This is a genomic window from Singulisphaera acidiphila DSM 18658 (assembly GCF_000242455.2).
Classification (GTDB): domain Bacteria; phylum Planctomycetota; class Planctomycetia; order Isosphaerales; family Isosphaeraceae; genus Singulisphaera; species Singulisphaera acidiphila.
The window spans coordinates 3,248,031-3,268,260 of record NC_019892.1 but is presented as its reverse complement, the minus strand read 5'-3'; the positions used below and the strand labels follow the sequence as shown (position 1 = coordinate 3,268,260).

16 protein-coding genes are annotated in these 20,230 nt (G+C 62.8%); 1 reads left to right on the top strand and 15 read right to left on the bottom strand.

Features of this window, described 5'->3' with window-relative positions:
• Positions 1-9 precede the first annotated feature (9 nt).
• The 15 genes from hisA to SINAC_RS12870 form a co-directional block, all read right to left on the bottom strand.
• Positions 10-741 carry a 1-(5-phosphoribosyl)-5-[(5-phosphoribosylamino)methylideneamino]imidazole-4-carboxamide isomerase gene (hisA, locus tag SINAC_RS12940; RefSeq protein WP_026011997.1) on the bottom strand — a complete coding sequence of 244 codons (732 nt, stop codon included), beginning with the start codon at positions 739-741 and terminating at the stop codon, positions 10-12.
• Between the two features lie 103 nt (positions 742-844).
• Positions 845-1,450: an imidazole glycerol phosphate synthase subunit HisH gene (gene hisH, locus SINAC_RS12935; RefSeq protein WP_015246092.1), complete on the bottom strand. Its 606-nt coding sequence runs from the start codon at positions 1,448-1,450 to the stop codon at positions 845-847.
• A gap of 86 nt (positions 1,451-1,536) precedes the next feature.
• Positions 1,537-2,127 carry a hypothetical protein gene (locus tag SINAC_RS12930; protein ID WP_015246091.1) on the bottom strand — a complete coding sequence of 197 codons (591 nt, stop codon included), beginning with the start codon at positions 2,125-2,127 and terminating at the stop codon, positions 1,537-1,539.
• A 54-nt stretch (positions 2,128-2,181) separates the two neighbouring features.
• Positions 2,182-2,559, bottom strand: coding sequence for a lipopolysaccharide assembly protein LapA domain-containing protein (locus SINAC_RS12925; protein ID WP_015246090.1), 378 nt, complete (start codon positions 2,557-2,559; stop codon positions 2,182-2,184).
• Between the two features lie 51 nt (positions 2,560-2,610).
• The gene (locus SINAC_RS12920; RefSeq protein ID WP_015246089.1) at positions 2,611-3,552 is read right to left on the bottom strand and encodes a prepilin peptidase; all 942 of its coding nucleotides are present in this window, start codon (positions 3,550-3,552) and stop codon (positions 2,611-2,613) included.
• A gap of 37 nt (positions 3,553-3,589) precedes the next feature.
• Positions 3,590-4,147, bottom strand: coding sequence for a shikimate kinase (locus tag SINAC_RS12915; RefSeq protein ID WP_020466238.1), 558 nt, complete (start codon positions 4,145-4,147; stop codon positions 3,590-3,592).
• Entirely contained in the window at positions 4,144-5,637 is a 1,494-nt protein-coding gene (gene aroE, locus SINAC_RS12910; RefSeq protein WP_015246087.1) for a shikimate dehydrogenase, read from the bottom strand. The genes SINAC_RS12915 and aroE overlap by 4 nt, the downstream gene beginning before the upstream one ends.
• 161 nt (positions 5,638-5,798) lie before the next feature.
• On the bottom strand, positions 5,799-7,790 hold the full coding sequence (mutL, locus tag SINAC_RS12905) for a DNA mismatch repair endonuclease MutL (protein WP_015246086.1): 1,992 nt from the start codon (positions 7,788-7,790) through the stop codon (positions 5,799-5,801).
• A 178-nt stretch (positions 7,791-7,968) separates the two neighbouring features.
• Positions 7,969-9,339 carry a sigma-54-dependent transcriptional regulator gene (locus SINAC_RS12900; RefSeq protein ID WP_015246085.1) on the bottom strand — a complete coding sequence of 457 codons (1,371 nt, stop codon included), beginning with the start codon at positions 9,337-9,339 and terminating at the stop codon, positions 7,969-7,971.
• 6 nt (positions 9,340-9,345) lie between these two features.
• Entirely contained in the window at positions 9,346-10,146 is an 801-nt protein-coding gene (locus SINAC_RS12895) for a two-component system sensor histidine kinase NtrB (protein WP_015246084.1), read from the bottom strand.
• A gap of 315 nt (positions 10,147-10,461) precedes the next feature.
• Positions 10,462-12,729, bottom strand: coding sequence for a polyribonucleotide nucleotidyltransferase (gene pnp / locus SINAC_RS12890; protein WP_015246083.1), 2,268 nt, complete (start codon positions 12,727-12,729; stop codon positions 10,462-10,464).
• 237 nt (positions 12,730-12,966) lie between these two features.
• Positions 12,967-13,236: a 30S ribosomal protein S15 gene (rpsO, locus tag SINAC_RS12885; RefSeq protein WP_015246082.1), complete on the bottom strand. Its 270-nt coding sequence runs from the start codon at positions 13,234-13,236 to the stop codon at positions 12,967-12,969.
• 287 nt (positions 13,237-13,523) lie between these two features.
• The gene (locus tag SINAC_RS12880; RefSeq protein ID WP_015246081.1) at positions 13,524-16,103 is read right to left on the bottom strand and encodes a YfhO family protein; all 2,580 of its coding nucleotides are present in this window, start codon (positions 16,101-16,103) and stop codon (positions 13,524-13,526) included.
• Between the two features lie 14 nt (positions 16,104-16,117).
• Positions 16,118-17,773: an ArnT family glycosyltransferase gene (locus SINAC_RS12875; RefSeq protein ID WP_015246080.1), complete on the bottom strand. Its 1,656-nt coding sequence runs from the start codon at positions 17,771-17,773 to the stop codon at positions 16,118-16,120.
• Between the two features lie 25 nt (positions 17,774-17,798).
• Positions 17,799-19,637: a TIGR03960 family B12-binding radical SAM protein gene (locus SINAC_RS12870; RefSeq protein WP_015246079.1), complete on the bottom strand. Its 1,839-nt coding sequence runs from the start codon at positions 19,635-19,637 to the stop codon at positions 17,799-17,801.
• A gap of 416 nt (positions 19,638-20,053) precedes the next feature.
• On the opposite strand from SINAC_RS12870, the gene SINAC_RS39835 reads away from it, so the two are divergent.
• Complete coding sequence (locus SINAC_RS39835) at positions 20,054-20,218, top strand: hypothetical protein (RefSeq protein ID WP_154673699.1); 165 nt, start codon at positions 20,054-20,056, stop codon at positions 20,216-20,218.
• The last annotated feature ends 12 nt before the right edge of the window (positions 20,219-20,230 follow it).

Below are 20,230 nucleotides of genomic sequence, written 5' to 3'. Positions count from 1 at the left end.
TGAGGCCGCCTAGGGTGTTGAAGAGTGGTCGCCGGCCCGCTCCCGAGCTTCGTGAAGCCGGAAACGACCGTCGTACAAGGCGCGCCCGACGATGCAAGCCGCGATTGGCAAGGCCGCCAGCTGCGCCAGATCCTCCAAACGACCGACACCCCCCGACGCAATGACCGGGGTCTTCAAGCGCAGGGCGAGCGCCTCGGTAGCGGCCAGGTTCGGCCCCTCGAGCATGCCGTCACACGCGATGTCGGTATAGACGACTCCGCCGAGCGGCAAGTCGTCGAATTGCTCGGCCAAGGTGGTTGCCTCGACCGAAGACACCTCAAGCCAGCCACCGGTTGCGACTTGCCCATTGCGGGCGTCGAGCCCGAGGACGAGCCGTTGGGGATACTTGAGGGCCATCGCCCGGAACCAGGCTGGGTCCTTGAGCGCCTGGGTTCCCACGATGACTCGTTCCAGTCCGGCCTCGAGCCAGACGGCGATCGTGGCTTCGTCCCGGACCCCTCCGCCGAGTTGGCAAGGGATCGTGAGACGTTTCAGGATACTGCGAACGGCCTCGACGTTGACGGGGTGCCCCGCCTTCGCACCGTCGAGGTCGACCAGATGAAGCCTGGTCGCTCCTTCCGCCTCCCAATGCGCGGCCATGGCCGCGGGGTCGTCACCGAAAACGGTTTCTTGGTCATAGTCACCCTGCTTGAGGCGAACACAGTTCCCCCCCCGCAGGTCAATGGCCGGGATCACTTGCATGATCTTCACCAGGGCCTCATCATGCCTTCAACACGTTCAATGTAGCCGTGCCCGGAGGGGCTCGCAAGAACCTTCTCCGGGGAGCCAACGATGGAGATCACTTTCAGAGTGCAGCAAAATTCGCGTACATCGCTAGACCGACGCGCTGGCTCTTTTCCGGGTGGAACTGGCAGGCCATCACGTTGTCGCGCCAGATCATGGCCGTGAACGGCGTCGGATGATCGGCCTCGGCCGCAATGTCCTCGGGGCGTTCGGGAACGGCGTGGTACGAGTGGACGAAGTAGACCGAAGGGTTGGGTCCCAGCCCCTTGAGCAAGGGCGCTTGGTGGCGAATCCGGAGCGTGTTCCAGCCCATGTGCGGGATTTTCAGGCCAGGCGACGAAACGAACCGCACGACGCGGCCGGGGATGATCCCGAGTCCTTCGTGGATCCCGTCCTCCTCACTGACGTCGAAGAGGAGTTGCAGGCCCAGGCAGACGCCAAGGCATGGTTTGCCAGCCTGGGCCGCCTCGCGAAACGCGTCGCCGAGCCCGGTTCGCCGGAGTTCGGAGGCGGCGTCGGCAAAGGCGCCGACCCCCGGAAGGATGACCTTCGAGGCGTGGCGCACTTGGTCGGGGTCGGAGCTGATCTTCGCGGAGTGGCCGACTGCCTCGAGCGCTTTCTGAACGCTCCGCAAGTTGCCCATCCCGTAATCAATGATGACGATCATTTCGTTCGACAATGCTCTTCGGGTTGTTTGTCGTCAAAAACCGATGGTAACACCCAAAGAACCAGACCGACAACACGCCTCGAGGTTCAGCGAACCTGCTTCTTGGTGTCCGAGGCGGTCGTACCGTGGGCGATGGGGAGCCAGCGGTCCGGGTCGTTCAAGGAGCTTTGCGGACCGAAGGCATCACCTTGAAGCGGCTTGGGGTCGATCACGTGCTCGTCGTCATCGAAGTCGAGTCTCGGAATGGGCTTGAGTCCGCCAGGAATTTGGGCGAAGGGCGGCTTGCGCCGCTTTCGGTTCGATTGCCCTGCCGGAATTGCAATCTTCGCGTCGGGATCGCTGTCCAGGTCGCGACTCGTGGTGCTCGAGGACTGGGCGTCGAAGTCGATTCCTCGCTGGCTCAGTTGAAGCCGAGCATCGTTGAGCCTGGCCCTGAGATCGCCGTTGTCGGTCTCTTCCTGCACGAGCCGATTTTCCACGTCACGACTGTCGGTCTTGAGCTGGGCCACCTCTTTGCGGAGTTGCTGGTTCTCATACTCGAGATGGCTGAGGCTCGTCTTGAGCGTTCCCATCGACGTCCGGCGCGGCAATGTGATACCGCCGGTCTCGGCACAGCCGGTCAAGAGGCCGGTCACAGCCACGAGAGTGACAAGTTTGGGGGCTTGGCCGAACCACATGACGATACCTGGCCGATCTCGGCGCGAGAGGTTGCCGATTTGAAATCGACTCGTTCAGGACCAGTGCGACTCTGTAAAACCTTCGGTTGTCTTGGCGGCGTAATCCGCGGGAGGCCGATCGTCGGGTAAGTCCGACCCCGACCCTTCGTCCTCGCCACGAAGCCGGAGCGATTTCCTGCGTTTGAACGTGTAGACCAGGGTCATCGTCAGGGCGGTTACGATCGCTCCCACCAGGGCGCTGAGGAGGATGACGAGTCCCAGGGAACTCGAAAGGCTTCCCAGCCGGAAGGGAAAGGCGACGGTGACCGGTTCGTTATTCGCCCAGATGAACCAGAGCATCAGACCGAGCACCATCGCCAGAGCGATCAGGCGGCGGTAAACCCAGAAGTTCCGGACGATCGAAGGCCTGCGGCGTTTGTAGAGGTATGCCATGTGATCGCCTCCAGCGATACTCTCCTTAGGAGTTGGGGCGGACACACTCGATCACTCCTCCACACCCATCGTCACCCACAAAAATAGCACGAGAAGCGTGTGGAAGAGGTCTTTTGCCCAGCCCTCCCAGAGCCAGGGCCATGAGAGAACCAGCGCGACCGCTGCCATGCTCAAATAGGGCCCAAAAGGAATTTCGCGGTCGCTACTCGATAATTGCGCGCCACTCAACCGTTTCACGACGTATTTGACGAGTTTCCCGAGGGCATGCGCCAGTCCAAAGAAAGGGCCGATGAAGAAGGCGAGGACCGCCGCCTGCCAGCCCAAAAAAGCGCCGATCATTGCCATCAGGGTCACATCGCCGAAACCCATCGCCTCACGACCGACCGCCAGTGAGCCGAGGAAGCGAACCGACCAGGTCAAGCCTCCCCCGATCAGAAGCCCGGCCACTCCGGTCCAGAATCCCCCCCAGGCGGTTAGGGCCGTCGAAGGCTCAGGGCGAATCCAGGGATAAGCGGTCCCCAAGCCCAATCCCACGATCATTCCGGTCACGGTGATCGCGTCGGGGATGATGTAGAGGTCGTAGTCGATGAATGTGCTGGCCACGAGGAGCGCGATCAGGATGGCGTGATAGAGCCAGGTGGCGAAAAGCCAACTCGGAAGCTCCCCCTGCCAGACCCGGCGGCCGTAAAATACGTCCACGATGAAAATCGCGACAAACAGGATGCCGACCAGGGCTTCGATCAAGGGGTAACGAACTGAGATGGGATTGCGGCATGACCGGCACCGCCCACCCAGCGCGAGCCAACCGAAGATCGGCACGTTGTCGCGGGCGGCGATCGCGTTCCAGCATTTGGGACAATGGGACGCCGGCCAGATCACGCTCTTCTGCCACGGAATCCGGTAGATGCAGACGTTGAGGAAGCTGCCCACGACGGCCCCGAGGGCGAACAGCCAGGTTCCCATCAACAGGAGTAGCGGCAACGTCGTGGGCAAGTCAGCAGCCTTTTTTGCAGAAAGAAAAAATGATCCGCTAGGACGATTGTTCGCCTCGGTCAGGCCAGCCGTCAAGGATGGCTTCGACCACCTGTCGCGTCGTCCGACCGCCGGTCTCGACGACAAGGTCGGCGACTTCGCGATACAAAGAGGCACGAGCCTGCAGGACGTCGGCCAGTTCCGCGATCGTGCCGGCTGACGTCAGCGCGGGGCGATGAGCCAACCCCCTCGGATTCGCCAGCAGCCGATCCGCGAGCAAGGCGGGGTCGGCCGTTAGCCAGACCACAAAGCCAAATTCGCGGAGCCGTTTCCGGTTCGACTCACGGAGGATCACGCCTCCGCCTGTTGCCAGGATCAGTTCGGGCCTCGTGGTCAACTCGCCGAGCATCCGTTCTTCCCAGTCGCGGAAGCAGGGCTCGCCGAGCTCCGCGAAGATCGATGGAATCGATCGGCCGGAAGCGGCTTCCAATTCGACATCGGCATCCGCGAACGGCCGCCCCAGTCGATCGGCCAAAATGCGCCCAACTGACGATTTTCCGGTCCCTCGGAGGCCTACCAAGGCTAAACCTTGACGATGTGAACGATTCTCCTTCATAAGCGGATCGGTCCCAGTTTACGCTTTAGTGCGGCTCGCATGATGTCCTTCGGCGCGTCCATCCCCGTGTAGAGTTTGAACTGCTCGGCCGCCTGGCCGACGAACATATCCACCCCGTTGATTGGAATGCACTCTCGTTCGCGGGCAAGCTTGAGGAACATCGTGTTTTCGGGGTGGTAGATCGTGTCGAACGCGATCATGCCGGGGGTACTGAAGGTGGCGGGGGGGACCGGAGTGTCGTCGACGTTAGGGTGCATGCCAACCGGCGTGCAATTGACCACGATCTCGGCCAGTGTACTCGCTCGCTGAGCCCAGGACACGGTGCGGCAACCGACTTCCTCGGCCAATTTCGTTGCGCGGGCGTCGTGGCGGTTGGTGATGGTGACGCTCGCGCCTCGCCGCGAGCACCCGAAGCTGATCGAGCGGGCCGCCCCCCCTGCCCCGAGAATCAAGACCTGCTTGTCCATCAAGGGGCTGGCACCCCCCTCCTTCAGCCCTCCCATACCCGCCTCGAGCGTGTCCATCGCCGCCCGGTAGTCGGTATTGTGGCCGATCTTCTTACCCTTTTGGAATACCAGGGTATTGCACGAACCGGTTCGCTCGACTGCGCCATCCTTTTGATCGAGGAGCTTGACGAGCTCTTCCTTGTGCGGAATCGTGACGCTGAACCCCTGAATGTTCAAGACCTCGAGCTCTTTGAGCGAGGCCTCGAGCGTACCGGCCGGAATCAAAAGCGGCACCAGGACCTTGTTCAGGCCGAGGTGTCGGAACGCGGCGTTGTGGATTGCGGGGCTCAGGCTTTGCTCGATCGGGTCGCCGATGACGGCGTAGACCTCGGTCTCCGCATTGATCATGTCATAAGCGTAGTCATTTTTGAGTACCTGGAAGGTAGGCATCCCCGGCGCAAAGGTTCGCTCGGGATTGATGCCCGCGTAGGTGAACGGTGCCTTGTACTTGGCCCCCAGGACCCGCGTGAAGAACCCGAGCTCGCCCATCGCGATCGTGACCGTCGGTACGACCGCTCGGGTTCCGAGGCTGAGGACGCGCAAGGCGTCGGCCAAACTCTCGGCCTTCGTGGCAATCTTGACAACGTCGGCATCCATCTCGTCGCATTGTTCGGCGATCTCGATCAATTCCGCCGGTGTTTTCTTCAGGTTGTGATAGGAGACGATCCGCTTCGTCTTGCCGAATCGGCGGATCTTGGGCGCGATGTCCATTTCGAGGTCGACGTAATCGACCCCGAGCGCGATCGCCTCGCGGAGCAACTGCTGGCGACGATCCTCGCTCCCTCTCCAGATGCCGCCATCGACGCCCCGGCGAATCGTGAAGACGAGTGGGGTCGGCCGATTCGCCAGGATACGCTTGAGGTCCGGCTCGCGTCGCAAGCAATCCAGCCGCAACTCCACCAGCTCGACGCCGGCGGCGGCGGCCTCTTTCCACTCCTCAGCGAGCGAAGCATGACGGCCTCGCCCAAGTGTGACGCAGATCATCGTCGGACTCCCAGACCCAACCCGACTTACGGCGGTTAAGTATTTGTGTAGACGACCCGAATTGTACGGCGCGGGCCGGCTTGGACGAAAGAGGGCGGCTCGAAACAGGATCGGTCGCAGGCCCGTTCCGGGAGCCATTTCCCGCGTCGAGCGTAGGCCGATCAGACCCGTCCGAACTGACGCTCCAACTCCGACTTGGTAAATACCAAGGCCGTCGGACGGCCATGTGGGCAATGGTGTGAGTCGGAGACCAGGTGACGCCGTTCGAGCAAGGCTTGCACCTCGTCGGGCGTCAGTCGCTGGCCGGCTTTCACGGCGGCTTTGCATGCGATCATATTCAAAAGATCCGCCAAAATGGCGTCGGCTGTCGGGGGGAGCGGCTTGGTCGCGAAGTGTTCGGCGAGATCGCGGAGGAGCCGCTCGGGAGAAACCGCCGACAGCATGGCGGGAGTGCCGTGAATCAGGACGGTGTCGCCACCGAATGGTTCGATCTCGAGGCCAAGATTCTTGAGGAGTTCACGCTGCTCGAGGACCAGCGACGCCTCGGCGCCCGGCAGGTCCACCGGCTCGGGAACGAGGAGCCGCTGGGATTCGACCCCTCCCTTTTCCACGCGCCGCTTCAGCTCCTCGTACAGGATCCGTTCGTGCAAGGCGTGCTGGTCGATGACCATCATCCCGTCATCCGTCTCGGCGACGAGGTAGCTGTCGTGAACCTGGAACGCCTTGAGCGGAACGCCGGGAAGGAGGCCGAAGTCGCCGCCGGCGCTCGCTCCCGCTTCGTGGCTGATGGCCGATGCCGCCGGGGGGACCTCACCCATTGGCTCGTTCCCAACCTCCGACTCCGCTGAGCCGGCGAACTCGTCGAACGGGGTCTCGGAAGGTCGCGGTGGGCTTGACGGCAGAGATTGGGCCCATGCAGGGGAAGCGGGAGGCGAAAAGGGGGTGACCGGTCCGCCGGCATAGCCCGGTGAGGGGAACGCCTTGAATTGCGGGGAACTGCCGCTCGGAGTGGGAGGAGGAGAGAACCAGGTCGCTACCTCCTGGCGGGCCTGCGCTGGGTCGGCAAGCTGGAACCGGGATGTTGGCTCACTCGGCGGCGGTTTTTCCATCGCGGAGTAGGTCGACGACGCGGCTTCGGCATTTGCCTGAAGGCGCGAGTGCAGGTCGCTGGCGAGAAACGTCTGACGAACGGTCGCGAGAAGTTGGCTGTAGATCCGCTGACCGTCTCGGAATCGGACTTCCACCTTGGTGGGGTGGACGTTGACGTCGACCTGGTCCGGGGGAAGGTCGAGGTGCAGAAAGGCGACCGGGCTCCGCCCGACCATCAGCAAGCCCCGATAGGCCTCAGACAAGGCGTGGCCCAGCGAGCGGTCGCGAACGTAGCGCCCGCCCACGAAGAGGAACTGCCCCTTGGCACTCGACCGGCTCTGCGACGGGTGGGCGACATAACCCCAGAGATGGATATCGTCGATCCGGCTCTCGATCCAGAGCAGAGAGTCGGCCAACTCCCTACCGAAGAAGACAGCGATCCGTTCGTTGATGCCGGTGACTGCGGGCAGGTCGTGAACGAGCTTCCCGGCCGATCGGAAGGTGAGGTGGATGGTCGGGTGTGCCAGGGCGACTCGCGAAAACATTTCCGCGACGTGTCCCGCTTCGGTCGAGTCGGACTTGAGGAAGGTCCGCCGCACGGGGGTGTTGGCGAACAGGTTGCGGACCTCGAAGACTGTACCCACAGGGCAGCCGCACGACCGGATCGGGCTGGCGACGCCCGCGTCGATGGAGATTTCCGACCCCTCCGGCGAATCCGCCTGACGGGTCTGGCACCGGACCTTGGAGACCTCGGCGATGGCGGCGAGCGCCTCGCCTCGAAACCCGAGCGTGGCAATCCGGAATAGGTCGTCTGCCTCGGCGAGCTTGCTCGTCGCGTGAGGCATGAAGGCAAGCGGCAGGTCGTCAACCCCGATGCCACGACCGTTGTCCGCGATCCGGATCAGATCCTTCCCCCCCCGCTCCACCGCCACGTCGATCCGCGACGCCCCGGCGTCGATCGCGTTCTCGAGCAGTTCCTTGACCACGCTCGCCGGTCGTTCCACCACCTCGCCTGCCGCGATCTGATTAATGACCGCCGCCGACAACTGCCGGATGATCCCCATGACGTCACTCCCTCGAAAGACTCTTTACGAGATTATAACCTCTGGTCTTTCGTGCAGAAACTTCGAGTGAAGCCGATGAGGGCGTTCCGTGGAAAGGGCTCGAGCGACGGCGAGGGGAAAACCGAGTTGGTGGCCATACCCACCATGAAATCAGCATGGGTTGGAGAGGAAGGGCCCCTCAACCGATCTCGTATTCCTTGAGCTTGCGGTAGAGGGTCCGCTCGCCGATTCCGAGGAGTTTCGCGGCATCCTCGCGATTTCCGTTGGTCATCCTCAGCGTCTCGGCAATGTAATACTTCTCGATTTGCTCGAGGGAGCGGCCGACCAGGCTGAGCTGGCCGCTGGCGGACGCTTCGCCGACTGTTGTGGCCGAGGCCTGGATGTCCTCGGTCAGGTCATCGATATCGAGGATTCCGTCGTAGTCGATGACGACCATGCTCTCGATCGTATTCTTTAACTCGCGGACGTTACCCGGCCATGGGTGACTCATTAGCGCCTTGCGCGTGGCGGGGGTGATTGAGGTCACTGTCTTGCCGTGGGAGGTCGTGAATTCCTTGAGGAAGAACTCGATCAAGAGCGGAATATCCTCGCGCCGTTCGCGCAGCGGAGAGAGCTTCACGCTGACCACCTTGAGGCGGTGATACAGGTCCTGACGAAACGAACCGGTCGTGATCGCCTCGGTCAGGTCACGGTTGGTCGCCGAGATCAGGCGAACGTTTACTTTTAAAGGTTCATTGGTGCCGACTTTGACAATCTCTCCCGATTCGATGGCACGGAGCAGTTTGACCTGGGTCGAGAGCGGAATGTCGCCGACTTCGTCAAGGAACAAGGTGCCCCCGTTGGCGTGCTCGAACCATCCTTTACGCTCGCGGTCCGCACCCGTGAACGCTCCTCGGACGTGTCCGAAGAGCTCGCTTTCGAGGATGTTATCGCTGAGGGCGGCACAGTTGAGAGGCACGAACGGCTTGTAGCGCCTTGGGCTGTTGTTATGGAGCGCCTTGGCCACAAGCTCCTTACCGGTGCCACTCTCCCCCGTAATCAAGACGGTGGCGGAGGTGGGGGCAATCTGGCGGAGCCGGGCGACCACCGAGTGCATCGAAGGGGAGTTCCCGATCACCCCCTCGAAGCCGAACCGTTCGTTGAGCTGACGCTGCAACTCCAGGTTCGATCGGGCGAGGCGCTGGGTTTGCGAGACCTTGTCGGCCACGGTCCGCAGCTCGCTGATGTCGAGCGGCTTGGTCAGATAGGTAGTCGCCCCCGCCTGCATCGCGGTGACGGCGGTTTTGATCGTGCTGTGGCCGGTGAGGATGACGACCTCGGCGTCGGGCAGCTCGCGCTTGGCTTTACCGAGGACCTCGAGCCCACCGACGCCGTCCATGATGAGGTCGGTCACGATGATGTCGAAGGTCTGCTCTTCGATGAGCCGGAGCCCTTCGCGCCCGCTGTTGGCGACGACGCATTCGTAGCCGACGCGCTCGAGGCTCTCGGCCACGGCTTCGGCGTGGGGCTCGTCGTCATCGACTACAAGCACGCGAATTTGCTGATCCATCAGACCTCAGCTCTGCTCGGGATCCGGAGCGACGTTGGGCAAGCGAACCGTGAACTGAGATCCCTTGCCGGGCACGCTCTGCACGTGCAGGCTGCCGCCGTGTGCCTCGACAATTTTACGGGTCGTGGGGAGTCCGAGACCACTTCCACTGGCCCTGGTCGAGAAGAACGCCTCGAAGACGCGCGAGCGAACCTCCTCGCTCATGCCGACGCCTGTGTCCGTGACGTCCAGGATGTTCCAGCGCCCTTCGCGCCGCGTCCTCATCATGAGCTCGCCGCCGTCCGGCATCGCCTGTTCCGCGTTGAGGATCAGGTTCAAGAGCGCCTGCTTGAACAGCTCGGTATCGAGGGGCACCAGGGGGAGATTGAGGGTGTACTGAGTGCGGAACAAGATCCCCTTCGTCGCGGCCTGGGGTTCGAGAAAGTCGCGCATGTCATCCACGACCACGTTGAGGTCGGTCGGCTTGGTATCCAGCTCCTGGACGCGGGCGAACCGCAGGAAGTTCTCGAGAATGTCTTGCAGTCTCTGGCTCTCACGCCGGAGCCTCTCGATCTTCTGGAGCACGCGGCGATCGCGCGGAGTCTCCGGGTTCTGGAAATCCTCGGCGAGTAGATCGAGATTCAACGAGAGCGTGGAGAGCGGGTTGCGGATCTCGTGTGCCAGCCCTCCGGCGAGCTCGGCGATCTCGGCATATTGAGCGCGGAGACGACGATTGATCTCGTGCTCGTCGACCTCGCTGGCGATGGTGGTCGCGAACGAGTCTTGCGGATCGTTGTCCGGCGGATGATTGAGGGTGTGCTCGTCCATTGGGCGATGCCCGCTACCAAGAGCCTATCTCAGGTCGGTCGATTTGAACCCGATCCCGAGGGAAGTCCGGGGGTCACAAGTTCCATACGGCGTTCCCGCATGGTTTCGCGTCCGGAACCCATGACACTCAGCAGACAATCAAAACCACAGGAGGGGCCGTTTTCCGTCGACATGGTTAAGGAACCCGGTCGTAAATCTCCAGGGACCCCTGCGTTTGTCGAGGTTATGACGACCAGACTCTTTGGTGGAAAAGGACCGGCTCCTCGTAAACGAAGGAGCCGGTCCTACTATTGCCATCAAAAAAAAGGGTGCGGTTTAGTCGCGGCGCGGCCCACGATCACCACCCGGGCCACCTCGGCTACCGCCGAAGTCGCGTCGAGGAGGACCACCGGGACCACGGTCCCCGCCCCCACCACCGCCCTGCGGCCGGTCACCGGCCGGATGGGCCTTGGCATATTCGTCGACCTCACCGCGTTCGGCCAGTGCGGCCTTGCGCGAGAGTTTGACGCGATCCTGGTCATCGACCGAGATCGCCTTGACCAGCATCGGGTCGCCGACTCGGCAGATGTCAGTCACGCTGCTGACGTAGCCGTCTGACAGCTCGCTGATATGAACCAGGCCGTCTTTGCCGGGGAGGATTTCGACGAATGCGCCGAAGTCCTTGATCGAGGTGACGCGCCCTTCGTAGATTCGACCGACTTGCACCCCTTCGGTCATCGCCTGGATCTTGTCGCGAGCGGCCTCCGCCCCTTCCGCCGTGCTGCTGGAGAGGGTGACGATACCGCTGTCCTCGATGTCGATCTTGGCGCCGGTCTCGTCCTGGAGGCGCCGGATCGTCTTGCCTCCGGGGCCGATGATCAGGCCGATCTTCTCGGGATTGATCTGGATCTGGATCAGGCGAGGGGCGTTGTTCGAGATCTCTTCGCGCGGTCGCTTGATCGAACGGAGCATCGCTCGGAGAATCTCGAGTCGGGCCTCGTGGGCCTGCTCGAGGGTCGCCTTGACGATCTCCTCGGTGATTCCCGCGTTCTTGAGGTCGAGCTGGATCCCGGTGACCCCGCGCTGGGTGCCGGCGACCTTGAAGTCCATGTCGCCGAAGTGGTCTTCGTCACCGATGATGTCGGTGAGGAGGACGAATCGGCCGGAGGCTTCGTCTTCGACCAGGCCGATCGAAATCCCACCGACCGGGTCACTGATCGGCACGCCGGCGTCCATCAGGCTGAGGGTTGCCCCGCAGACCGAGGCCATCGAGCTCGAACCGTTGGATTCGAGGATGTCGGACACGACGCGGATTGTGTACGGGAATCGGGTGGAACCGGGCAGGATCGGAGCGACGGAACGCTCGGCCAGGGCACCGTGACCGATCTCACGACGGCCGGGGCCGCGAATCGGCCGGACCTCACCCACCGCGAAGGAGGGCATGTTGTAGTCCAGCATGAACTTCTTGCTGAACTCGTCCATGATGCCGTCGACCCGCTGCTCGTCGGCGGACGTTCCGAGCACCGTCGTCACCAGGGCCTGAGTTTCGCCCCGCTGGAAGATGGCCGAGCCGTGGGCTCGGGGGAGGACGCCGACCTCGCAATGGATCGGTCGAAGATCGCGCGGACCGCGACCGTCAGGCCGTTTGCCGTCGAGGATCAGCTCGCGGACGACGCGTTCCTCAACGGCGGAGAATGCCCCCTTCACCTGGGCGGGGGTAACGTGGCCCGACTTGTCTTCCGGGCAAAACTCGGTGGTGATCCGCTTGAGCAGATCCTTCGTGGCGTTGTTGCGGTCGGCCTTGCCGTGGATCTGCTTGAGGTCACGGAGTTCCCGGCCGAATCGGTCGTAGAGCGTTCGGCGGAGCGGATCTTCCGGGGCGACCTGCGGCTCAAACGGAGGCAGTCCGCACGCAGCCACCAGCTCGTGCTGGAGCGCGATGATATCCTGGTTGATTCGGTGGGCCGTCATGATGGCCTCGAGCATCTCAGGCTCGGGCAGTTCATCACTGAACCCTTCGATCATCACGATCCGGTGTTCGGTGCTCGCGACGACCAGGTCGAGGTCGCTTTCCGCGAGTTCGTCGACGTTCGGCAACGGGATCAGCTTCCCGTCCACCCGGGCGAGCCGGACCGAGCCGATGGGGCCGAGGAACGGGAGCCGGGCCAGGACGAGCGAGGCCGAGGCGCCGATCATCGAGAGGACGTCAGCATCGTTCTTGCGGTCCGACGAGATCGGACCCGCCTGAATCTGGACCTCGTCGCGGTAGGAGTCGGAGAAGAGCGGACGGATCGGGCGATCGATCAGTCGGGAGGTGAGAATTTCTTTGGTGGTCGGTCGGCCTTCACGCTTGATGAAGCCACCGGGGAATTTACCCGCGGCGTAGACCTTTTCGCGATAATCGACCGTTAGCGGGAAGAAGTCGAGACCTTCGCGGCCAGGGCCGGCAACGGTCGCGACGAGAGTCATTGTGTCGCCGACCCGGACGACAACCGCACCGCTGGCCTGCTTGGCGAGCCGGCCGGTCTCAATAGTGAGCCGTTTGTCACCGATCGTACGTTCGACGATGACAGGCTTCCGCGTTGCGAAAGACGAGGTTGACATGGACTGCACCTACATACGTTCGTTCTGTAGCGGTCGGGGATTGGGAGGGCGATCATGCGCACCGGTCCCTTGCAGGACCGGGCGCAGGAGCCTCAATCGGATGGAATGCCCCGGGTGATCCGGGAGAGGAAGAGGCCACGGCAATCCAAGGCGCCCGACTGAAGGGGAGCGCCCGGAAAGGGTGGTCCCTGAGCCGAGAGGAAAGGTCGGCCGAGGCAGGTCGTCACCAACGGCCGGTTACTTGCGGATCCCCAAACGTCCGATGACTTCAAGGTAGCTCTTGCGATTGTGGAGCCTCAGGTACTTGAGCAGGCTCGAACGCTTTGAGACCATCATCAGCAGCCCACGGCGGCTGGCATGGTCCTTTGCATGACTCTTGAAGTGATCGGTTAAATCGTTGATCCGGGCCGTCAGGAGGGCAATTTGCACCTCGGGCGATCCCGTGTCGGCCTCACCCCGGCTGAACGACCCGATAATCTCCGTCTTCTTCTCCTTCGTGATCGCCATCGCACGCCCCAAAACCGCTGGCCTTGTCATCAAGGCCGTTCTTGGAATATTCCTACGCTGGAAGGTTCATAATCTAGGCGAACGTCGCCCAGAATGCAATCCCCCCTCCCCCATCGGATCACAAAGTGGCCCACCATTTCGGAGGATCTACGTCGTTTTGGCGGGGGACCAGTAAGAACGAGGCCTGACGGGAAGGCTTCAGCCAGCCACGTTCCCGATGGAATCACAGGCTTGAAGTTGGGCCGACGGAACTTCCCTCAGGAAAAATGTTACGTCTGTTCGGACGATCAGGGCTGAGGCGCTCCGAACCGCTGGGGAGCTTCGTTCTTTCCACGTGGCGGGTTGATCGCTTCGATCCCGGCCCCCCAGGTGAAGCGATGGAAGCTTCGGGCCCACCGAGGATGGGGGGCGGGAAGTTTGGCCCCCTGGAGCTCGAACGACGAGAGAATCACGATCAGCACCAACGCGACCAGTCCCGCGATCGGCCAGGCACGTGGCCAGTCCAGTGTCCTGTGCTCGGGTTCGAGAGTCAGGGGCAGTCTCCAAAAGAGGAGAGCCATCCCCATGAGCAGGCCGAGGCCCGTGATTGTCAGGCCGAGCGTGAAACCTGCGGGCTGATAGCGAAAGAGAACCGTGTGAGCACCGGCGGGGACGAAGACGGCGCGGAACGCCACGTAAGCAGGGCGAATCGGGGCCTCTCGGCCATCGATCGTGGCCGACCAACCGGGGTCGAACGTGTCGGCGAGGACCAGGAAAGCAGGTCCTTTCGACTCCGTCTGGATCTCGATCCGTTCGGGAAGCTCTCGGGTGATCGTCGCTGTGCCCGACACCGGCGCATCCACAGGGAGGGGGTGCGTCGGATCTTCGATCACGAGCCGGTCGCGAAGCAAGGGCTTGAACTGGTCGAGCGCGGAGATGGCGGCGGTCTCTGACTCCACATAAATCGGCCTCCCCATCAGTCGCGCACGCGGCAAGACGGTGGGGTTGCGGTAGATAAAGGCGGAACCGGCCGGGGTCCCCTTGCCCCAGCCCTCGACGTTTGGCATCGCGGTGACGAGATGGGTGACGCTCTGGAGGTTGAATCGGCCGTCGGCCGGGAGAACATGGTCGGTGAACTCGAGCAGGCGACGCGGGAGCATGGGTGTTTCGCCACGGGCGGTCGCCAAGCCCCAGACCGGGGGAAGGCTCCAGTCGAGGGTGTCACGGACCGAGAGAAAATCGACCGGCTCCGACGCGTAGCCGGGCTCGTTCGACGCCCGCTTGGCGATCCCGAAGAGGCGGATGAAATTGGGATCCGCCTTGAGCAGGCGCGCACTCTCGGGGGGATCGGTCCAGTACTTTGGCGTAATCGTGGGGACGTCGGAGAAGTGGGCGCCGAGGAGGTCGGCGAGGATCAAGGCCGGCAAGATCGCGACGAGCCGTGACCTCAGCACCGGAGACTTGGCACGCGTCGCCAGGGCGGCCACGGCCCATGCTGCGAAAATGAGCAAGGACGTTCGAACGACTCCGAAGCGAATCTGCTCCCCTAGCCAGCGGAACCGCGTAAGGTGGTAGGGATACCGCCAACGCGTCGGTTGGGACCAGATCGGGGTGTAGGCGTAGACGAGGATCGGGATGGAGACCGCAATCAGGATTCCGATGGTCAGGAGCGCGGGGCGGAGGCGGACGGTTCCCGGCCTGGAAAGGCGGTCCACGCCGACCGCCGTCAGCGCCGCCACGGCGAGCGAGACCCAGAGATGGTAGCGCACCGGGATCCGCCCGCTGCCGATGATCGGGATCCGGTGCGCGAAGTCGAAGAGGAACGTGAACCGGCCCAGCATCAGGATGCCGCCCAGGCCGGCCAGGATGACCCAGAACGCCACCCAGCGATCGCGATAAGCGGCGGCACCGACCACGGCCAGGGCGAACGCAATCGCGCCGAGATATGCGTTCATCTCGTGGTAGGGGTAGAAGCCGTCCATCCAGTCGGTGTCGCGGGAGAGGGTGCCGTAGGCCTCGCGGAGGATCAAGGTGGGCAAGAGCTCGGGATGCCACGAGCCGTAAGTCAGTTCCTCCCAGGTGAGGCCGCCGGAGCGCGGCGACCGGCTGTGAAGTTCCTTCGAGGGGAGACCTTGAACCGACGCGATCGCCCCGGCGAGCGCGATCAGGCCCACCGCCATGCCGAGTGCGGCGAACCGGGACCGTCGGGACCGCTCCGTCGCCGCGCGATATAAGCCGTAGAGAGCGATCAACTCAGAGGTGAGGATCGTGTCCTGCATGTGTCCTGCGAAGACCTGGCAGGCCAGAGCCAGGGCTCCGAGGACGATCGGCCACCCCCGCCCGCGTTCCCAGGCCGCCTCAAGCGCCCACATGATAAAGGGGACGCTCGTGAGCGAGTTGATCATGCTCGTATGGACGAGATGCGCCCAGACGAACCCTCCAAGCCCGAAGACCCCCGCGCCGGCCAAGGCCCCCGCCGCGCCGACGTGGCGTCTCAGCCACCCGTAGGTGCCGATTCCGGTCAGCCAGATCGAGAGGATGGTATCGAGGTTAAAGGCTTGCCAGGTGGGCAGCCAGGGATAGAGGAGATACTTGAGGGGGTGCAGGTAGCCCGCCTGGCTTTCGCTATAGAGCGGGAATCCGCAGTAGAGGCCCGGACACCATCGTGAGAATCGACCGGCCCGCAGCTCGCGAGCGAAGAAGTCGCGATAGGGGAAATTGATCTCGGTGATGTCGAAGAAAAATAAGGCCTTCTGGAGGCTGACGGCGTCCCAGAAGAAGCCGGCGATCGCCGTGGTCCAGACCAGGAGGGCGACAACGTCACCCACGCCCCATGGCCGTCGTTCGGGATGCCAGGTCGATACGTCATCCGCCGACGTCAGGGTCACGTCTTGTCTCGTCTTCAAGGCCAAGAAATGATGTAAAACCGATTGTTCCGCTCCAGAAACTGACCGCCACTCTGGAAGGCACGTTCGACAAATGCCCCCCCACGCTGGAAGCGCCGGGCGATGACGATCTGGGGATGGCCCTTCGGTAAAGCACGCGACCACTCCGGGAACCGATTGGGATAGACCGGATACGGGATCCCGCGCACCGGGCGGTCGCTGAGGAACGTGAGCCTGTAAGCGTCCCAGTAGCCGGTGAGGAACGAGTCCACGTCGGGATGGGCGTCCAACCAGGCGAGCACAGGGTCGTCGAGGGGGACCCGCTTGGGTTGCCCCACCGAGTTGACCCAGCCGAACTGATGATACCATCGGCCGGTATCGAGCGTCATGAGGCCGGCCATGGTCGCGCCGCAGAGAACGGCAATTGCCAGACCCGCGCGTCCCATCTGCACGAGCGAGCGCATTGCCAGGCCAAATCCGACGGACCAGAGAACCAGAATATCCACCAGGTATCGATAGTTGTCGGGATTGAAGATTTCTCGGTAGATCACAAAGGCGAACAGCGTCGCCGCTCCGGAGATGAGCAAGCCCCAGCGAATGGCGTTGGCCGCGTGATCCCCCCGGGTCGAGCTCGGGTCGGCCAGTGCTCGGATCGCTGCCAGGAACATGACGAGGACGACGACGGTCACCGCAAGCGCCAGTGGGCTGGTATCCCTCGGGCTGTTGTTGGGGCCGGGGTCACCGAGCTCTGAGGGAGAGGGGTCGGACTGGAGGTCGGGAAGCCGGTGCCCGGTGATGAGCCTGGGCAAGCAGTCCAGTCCAAGCAGGCGAATATGATTGATCAAGACCGCGGTATCGAACGAGGAGAGAAAGCCTTGCGGATAGGCATTGTGGGGATCGACCCGGGCACCGATCTCGCGGGGCGCAACGCCGACCAGGAAGGCCGGAATGAAGACCAAGGCCGCGAGCAGTCCGCGCCGCGATCGGCCCATTCTCCACCACGCCCAGATGGCCGCGGGCACGAGGCCGGAGAGGGTGAGCAGGAACATCGAATCGACGTAGACGCCGAACCCGCACCAAACCCCGAGGGCGATCGCGTACTTCAGGCCGCTGCGTGTCAGGGCCAGGTAGAGCAGCAGGAATGCGATGGCGTGGCACAAAACCGCGCTGAGATGGCCCCCGGTGATCCGGCCCGAGAGCCAGATGGCTCCGGTCGAGGCAAACGTCAAGGGGACGAGCCCCCAGACTGCCGCCGTCCGCCCGAAGGCGATCCGGGTGAGCGCAAAGGTCGCCAGGACCAGGCCGATATAGGCGACGGTTCCCCCGCTCACGAGCGTGAACGGGTTGGCGCCCCAGATCAAAGCCTGGGGCAGGGAATAAAGGACCGGCGGAATGCCGATGTGAGGCGTCGCCGGATAGTGCCAGCGCCAGTGACCCTGCACGGCCTCACCCAGGGTGAGGCCGTCCACGGCCAGGTCGCTATCCAGGTGAATTTGGGCGTTGAGGATCAACGGAACGCGGACGACGGCGATCCAGACCATTGCCAGGAAAACGACGAGATAGGGCCAGTGCTGGCGATGTCTCGTGACGTTTTCCTGAGCTTGATCTGTGGCTGCGATCGGCGGTTCAATCGGTCCGGTCTCGGTCGTCGACGCTAGCGCAGGCTCGATCACGTCCCATCGCCCTTTCGGAAGTGGCTCAAACGGCTCCGGCCATTGCTTCGAGCTGGACGATCGAGCGATTCTGCTCCTTGGCAAGATACTCACGCCCCTTCTTGACGTGAATGTGGTCCCAAGGCAGGATCTCGTCGACGGGCCGTTCGCGCTGGCTGTAGAAAGGTACGTCGATTCCCAACTCCGCGAAGGTCGACCACCAGAGCTTGGAATCGAAATATTCCGACCAGGCGTCGAGGCGGGCTCCCCGTTTCCAGACTTCTTCGAGCCCCTCGGCCACTCGGCGGTCGCCTCGGGTCAAGATGCCTTCGAGCAGGCTTCGCTCGATATCGTGGCACTTGACGGTGACCGAACGGATTCTGACCCTGGACCGCAGATACTTGTGCGCCCAGTGAAAATACTCGCGGGTCTGCATCCCATTCCACTGGTACGGAGTGTGCGGTTTCGGGACGAAGTTCGAAACACTGGCGACCACATCGGCGTAGCGCCCGGTGACATCCTTGCCGATCCTCGCGATCGTTTCCGCCATGTCGATGATGCCGTCGAGGTCGGCCGGACGCTCGCCGGGCAGGCCGCACATGAAGTAGAGCTTCACCTTGCGCCAGCCCCGCCGGAAGGCTTCCGCCGCACCGTCGTAGAGGTCCTGGTTGTTGATCGGCTTGCGGATCTGCTCGCGCATGTCGTCGCGGGCCACTTCAGGGGCGAGAGTCAGCCCACCGCGTCGCCCTTCGGCCAGCAGCGCCGGGATCTTTTTCAACGTCTCGGTGATCCGCAAACTCGGCAGCGAAATCTTCACGCCAAGGGGAGTGAAAACCTCACTCATCCGGGTCACGAGCTTCTCGAAATCAGGATAGTCGCTGGTTGAGAGCGACAGCAGGCTGATCTCGTCATGGCCGGTATTCTTGTAGCTTTCCATCGCTGCGTTGACGATCGTTTCGACCGTCCGAAACCGGAGCGGACGCTTGATGACCGTGCTCTGGCAGAACCGGCACTGCCAGGGGCATCCGCGCATGATTTCGATGGCAATCCGGTCGTGGGCCGTCTCGACAAACGGCAGGATCGGTGCTGTCGGCAAAGGGCTTGCGTCCAGGCAGTCGATCACGCAGGCCTTGATCGCGGCGGGCACGTCGCTTCGCGTTCGCTCGATCGCCGTAATTGTGCCGTCGGGAGCATACTGATGCTCGTAGAACCGAGGGACGTAGGCCCAGTTCACGCTTCCGGCGATCTTGGCCAGCTTGTCTTCCCGGCTGAGGTTGGGATCCCCTTGCATCGACTTCCAGAGTTCGCAGACGATCGGCAGGCTGGGCTCGCCGTCGCCCACGACGAACAGGTCGATGTAGGGAGCGATCAATTCCGGGTTCTGCGCTCCGGGGCCTCCGGCAATGACAAGCGTTTCGTCCGGCCCGCGATCCACAGCGTGGAGGGTGATTCCGCCCAGGTCGAGCATCGTCAGCACGTTCGTGTAGCAAATCTCGTACTGGAGCGAAAACCCGAGCACGTCGAAGCGATTCAGCGGCGTGAACGTCTCCAGGCCGTAGAGCGGGAGGTCATGTTCGCGGAGTGCCTTCTCGAAGTCGGGCAATGGAGTGAACGCACGTTCGCAGGCCCAATCCGCGGCATTCATCAGGCTGTAGAGCACCTGAAGGCCGTGGTGGCTCATGCCGAGAGCGTAGGTGTCGGGAAAGGCAAGGCAGACCAGTCCTCGGACTTCGCGATGGTCCTTGGGAGTGCTGTTCAACTCGCCGCCAATGTATTGCGCAGGGGTGGTGACGCCGGGCAGGATCCTCGTAACGATAAAGTCTTTCAGTGTCTGATTGACCATCGACCTGACCTTCCCCCCCGGCGAAAGACACTTGGCGGACATGTGTCGCCCTCGTTGAGGATGACACCACCCACCCCGATCGTGGATCGGTTCCTTCCTAGATACTTCCCTGGCTGCATCTTAACCAACCGCCACAACATTGACCAGTTGCCCCGTCCGTCTCGATGGTTCAACTTGGCGAAATCTCCCCTTGGGGGTCCCATTCAATGACTTTGAGCCACATTCTTCGGCGGGCGATGAACGATCAAGGGCGAGGCCATTGCTTTCCGTCCGAACGAATCAGAAAGGGAGGGCCTCGACTACTTCGGCAAGATACTGATCGCCCGTTTGTTTCGACTCGACAGGGAAGACTTGCCCAGGTGATAATCGGGCGTTACGGTCGTCTCACCAGCATTCGAGAATGTTCTTTGCCGAACCCAAACTCATCGCTGTGTCGCGCCTTGGAAGGACGTCCTTGCTTGACCCGCACTCTTATATTTGCGTTCTTTCTGCTCGCCGCCCCGCTTGGCTGCGGAGAGACGCCTGCTTCGCACCGGGTGCAGCGGACACTCTCCGACGAGACGAACGGGACCGAGGCGGGGGACGCGCGGACGAAACCGCCGCGAGCCATCGCGACTCATTGATCTCGATCCTCG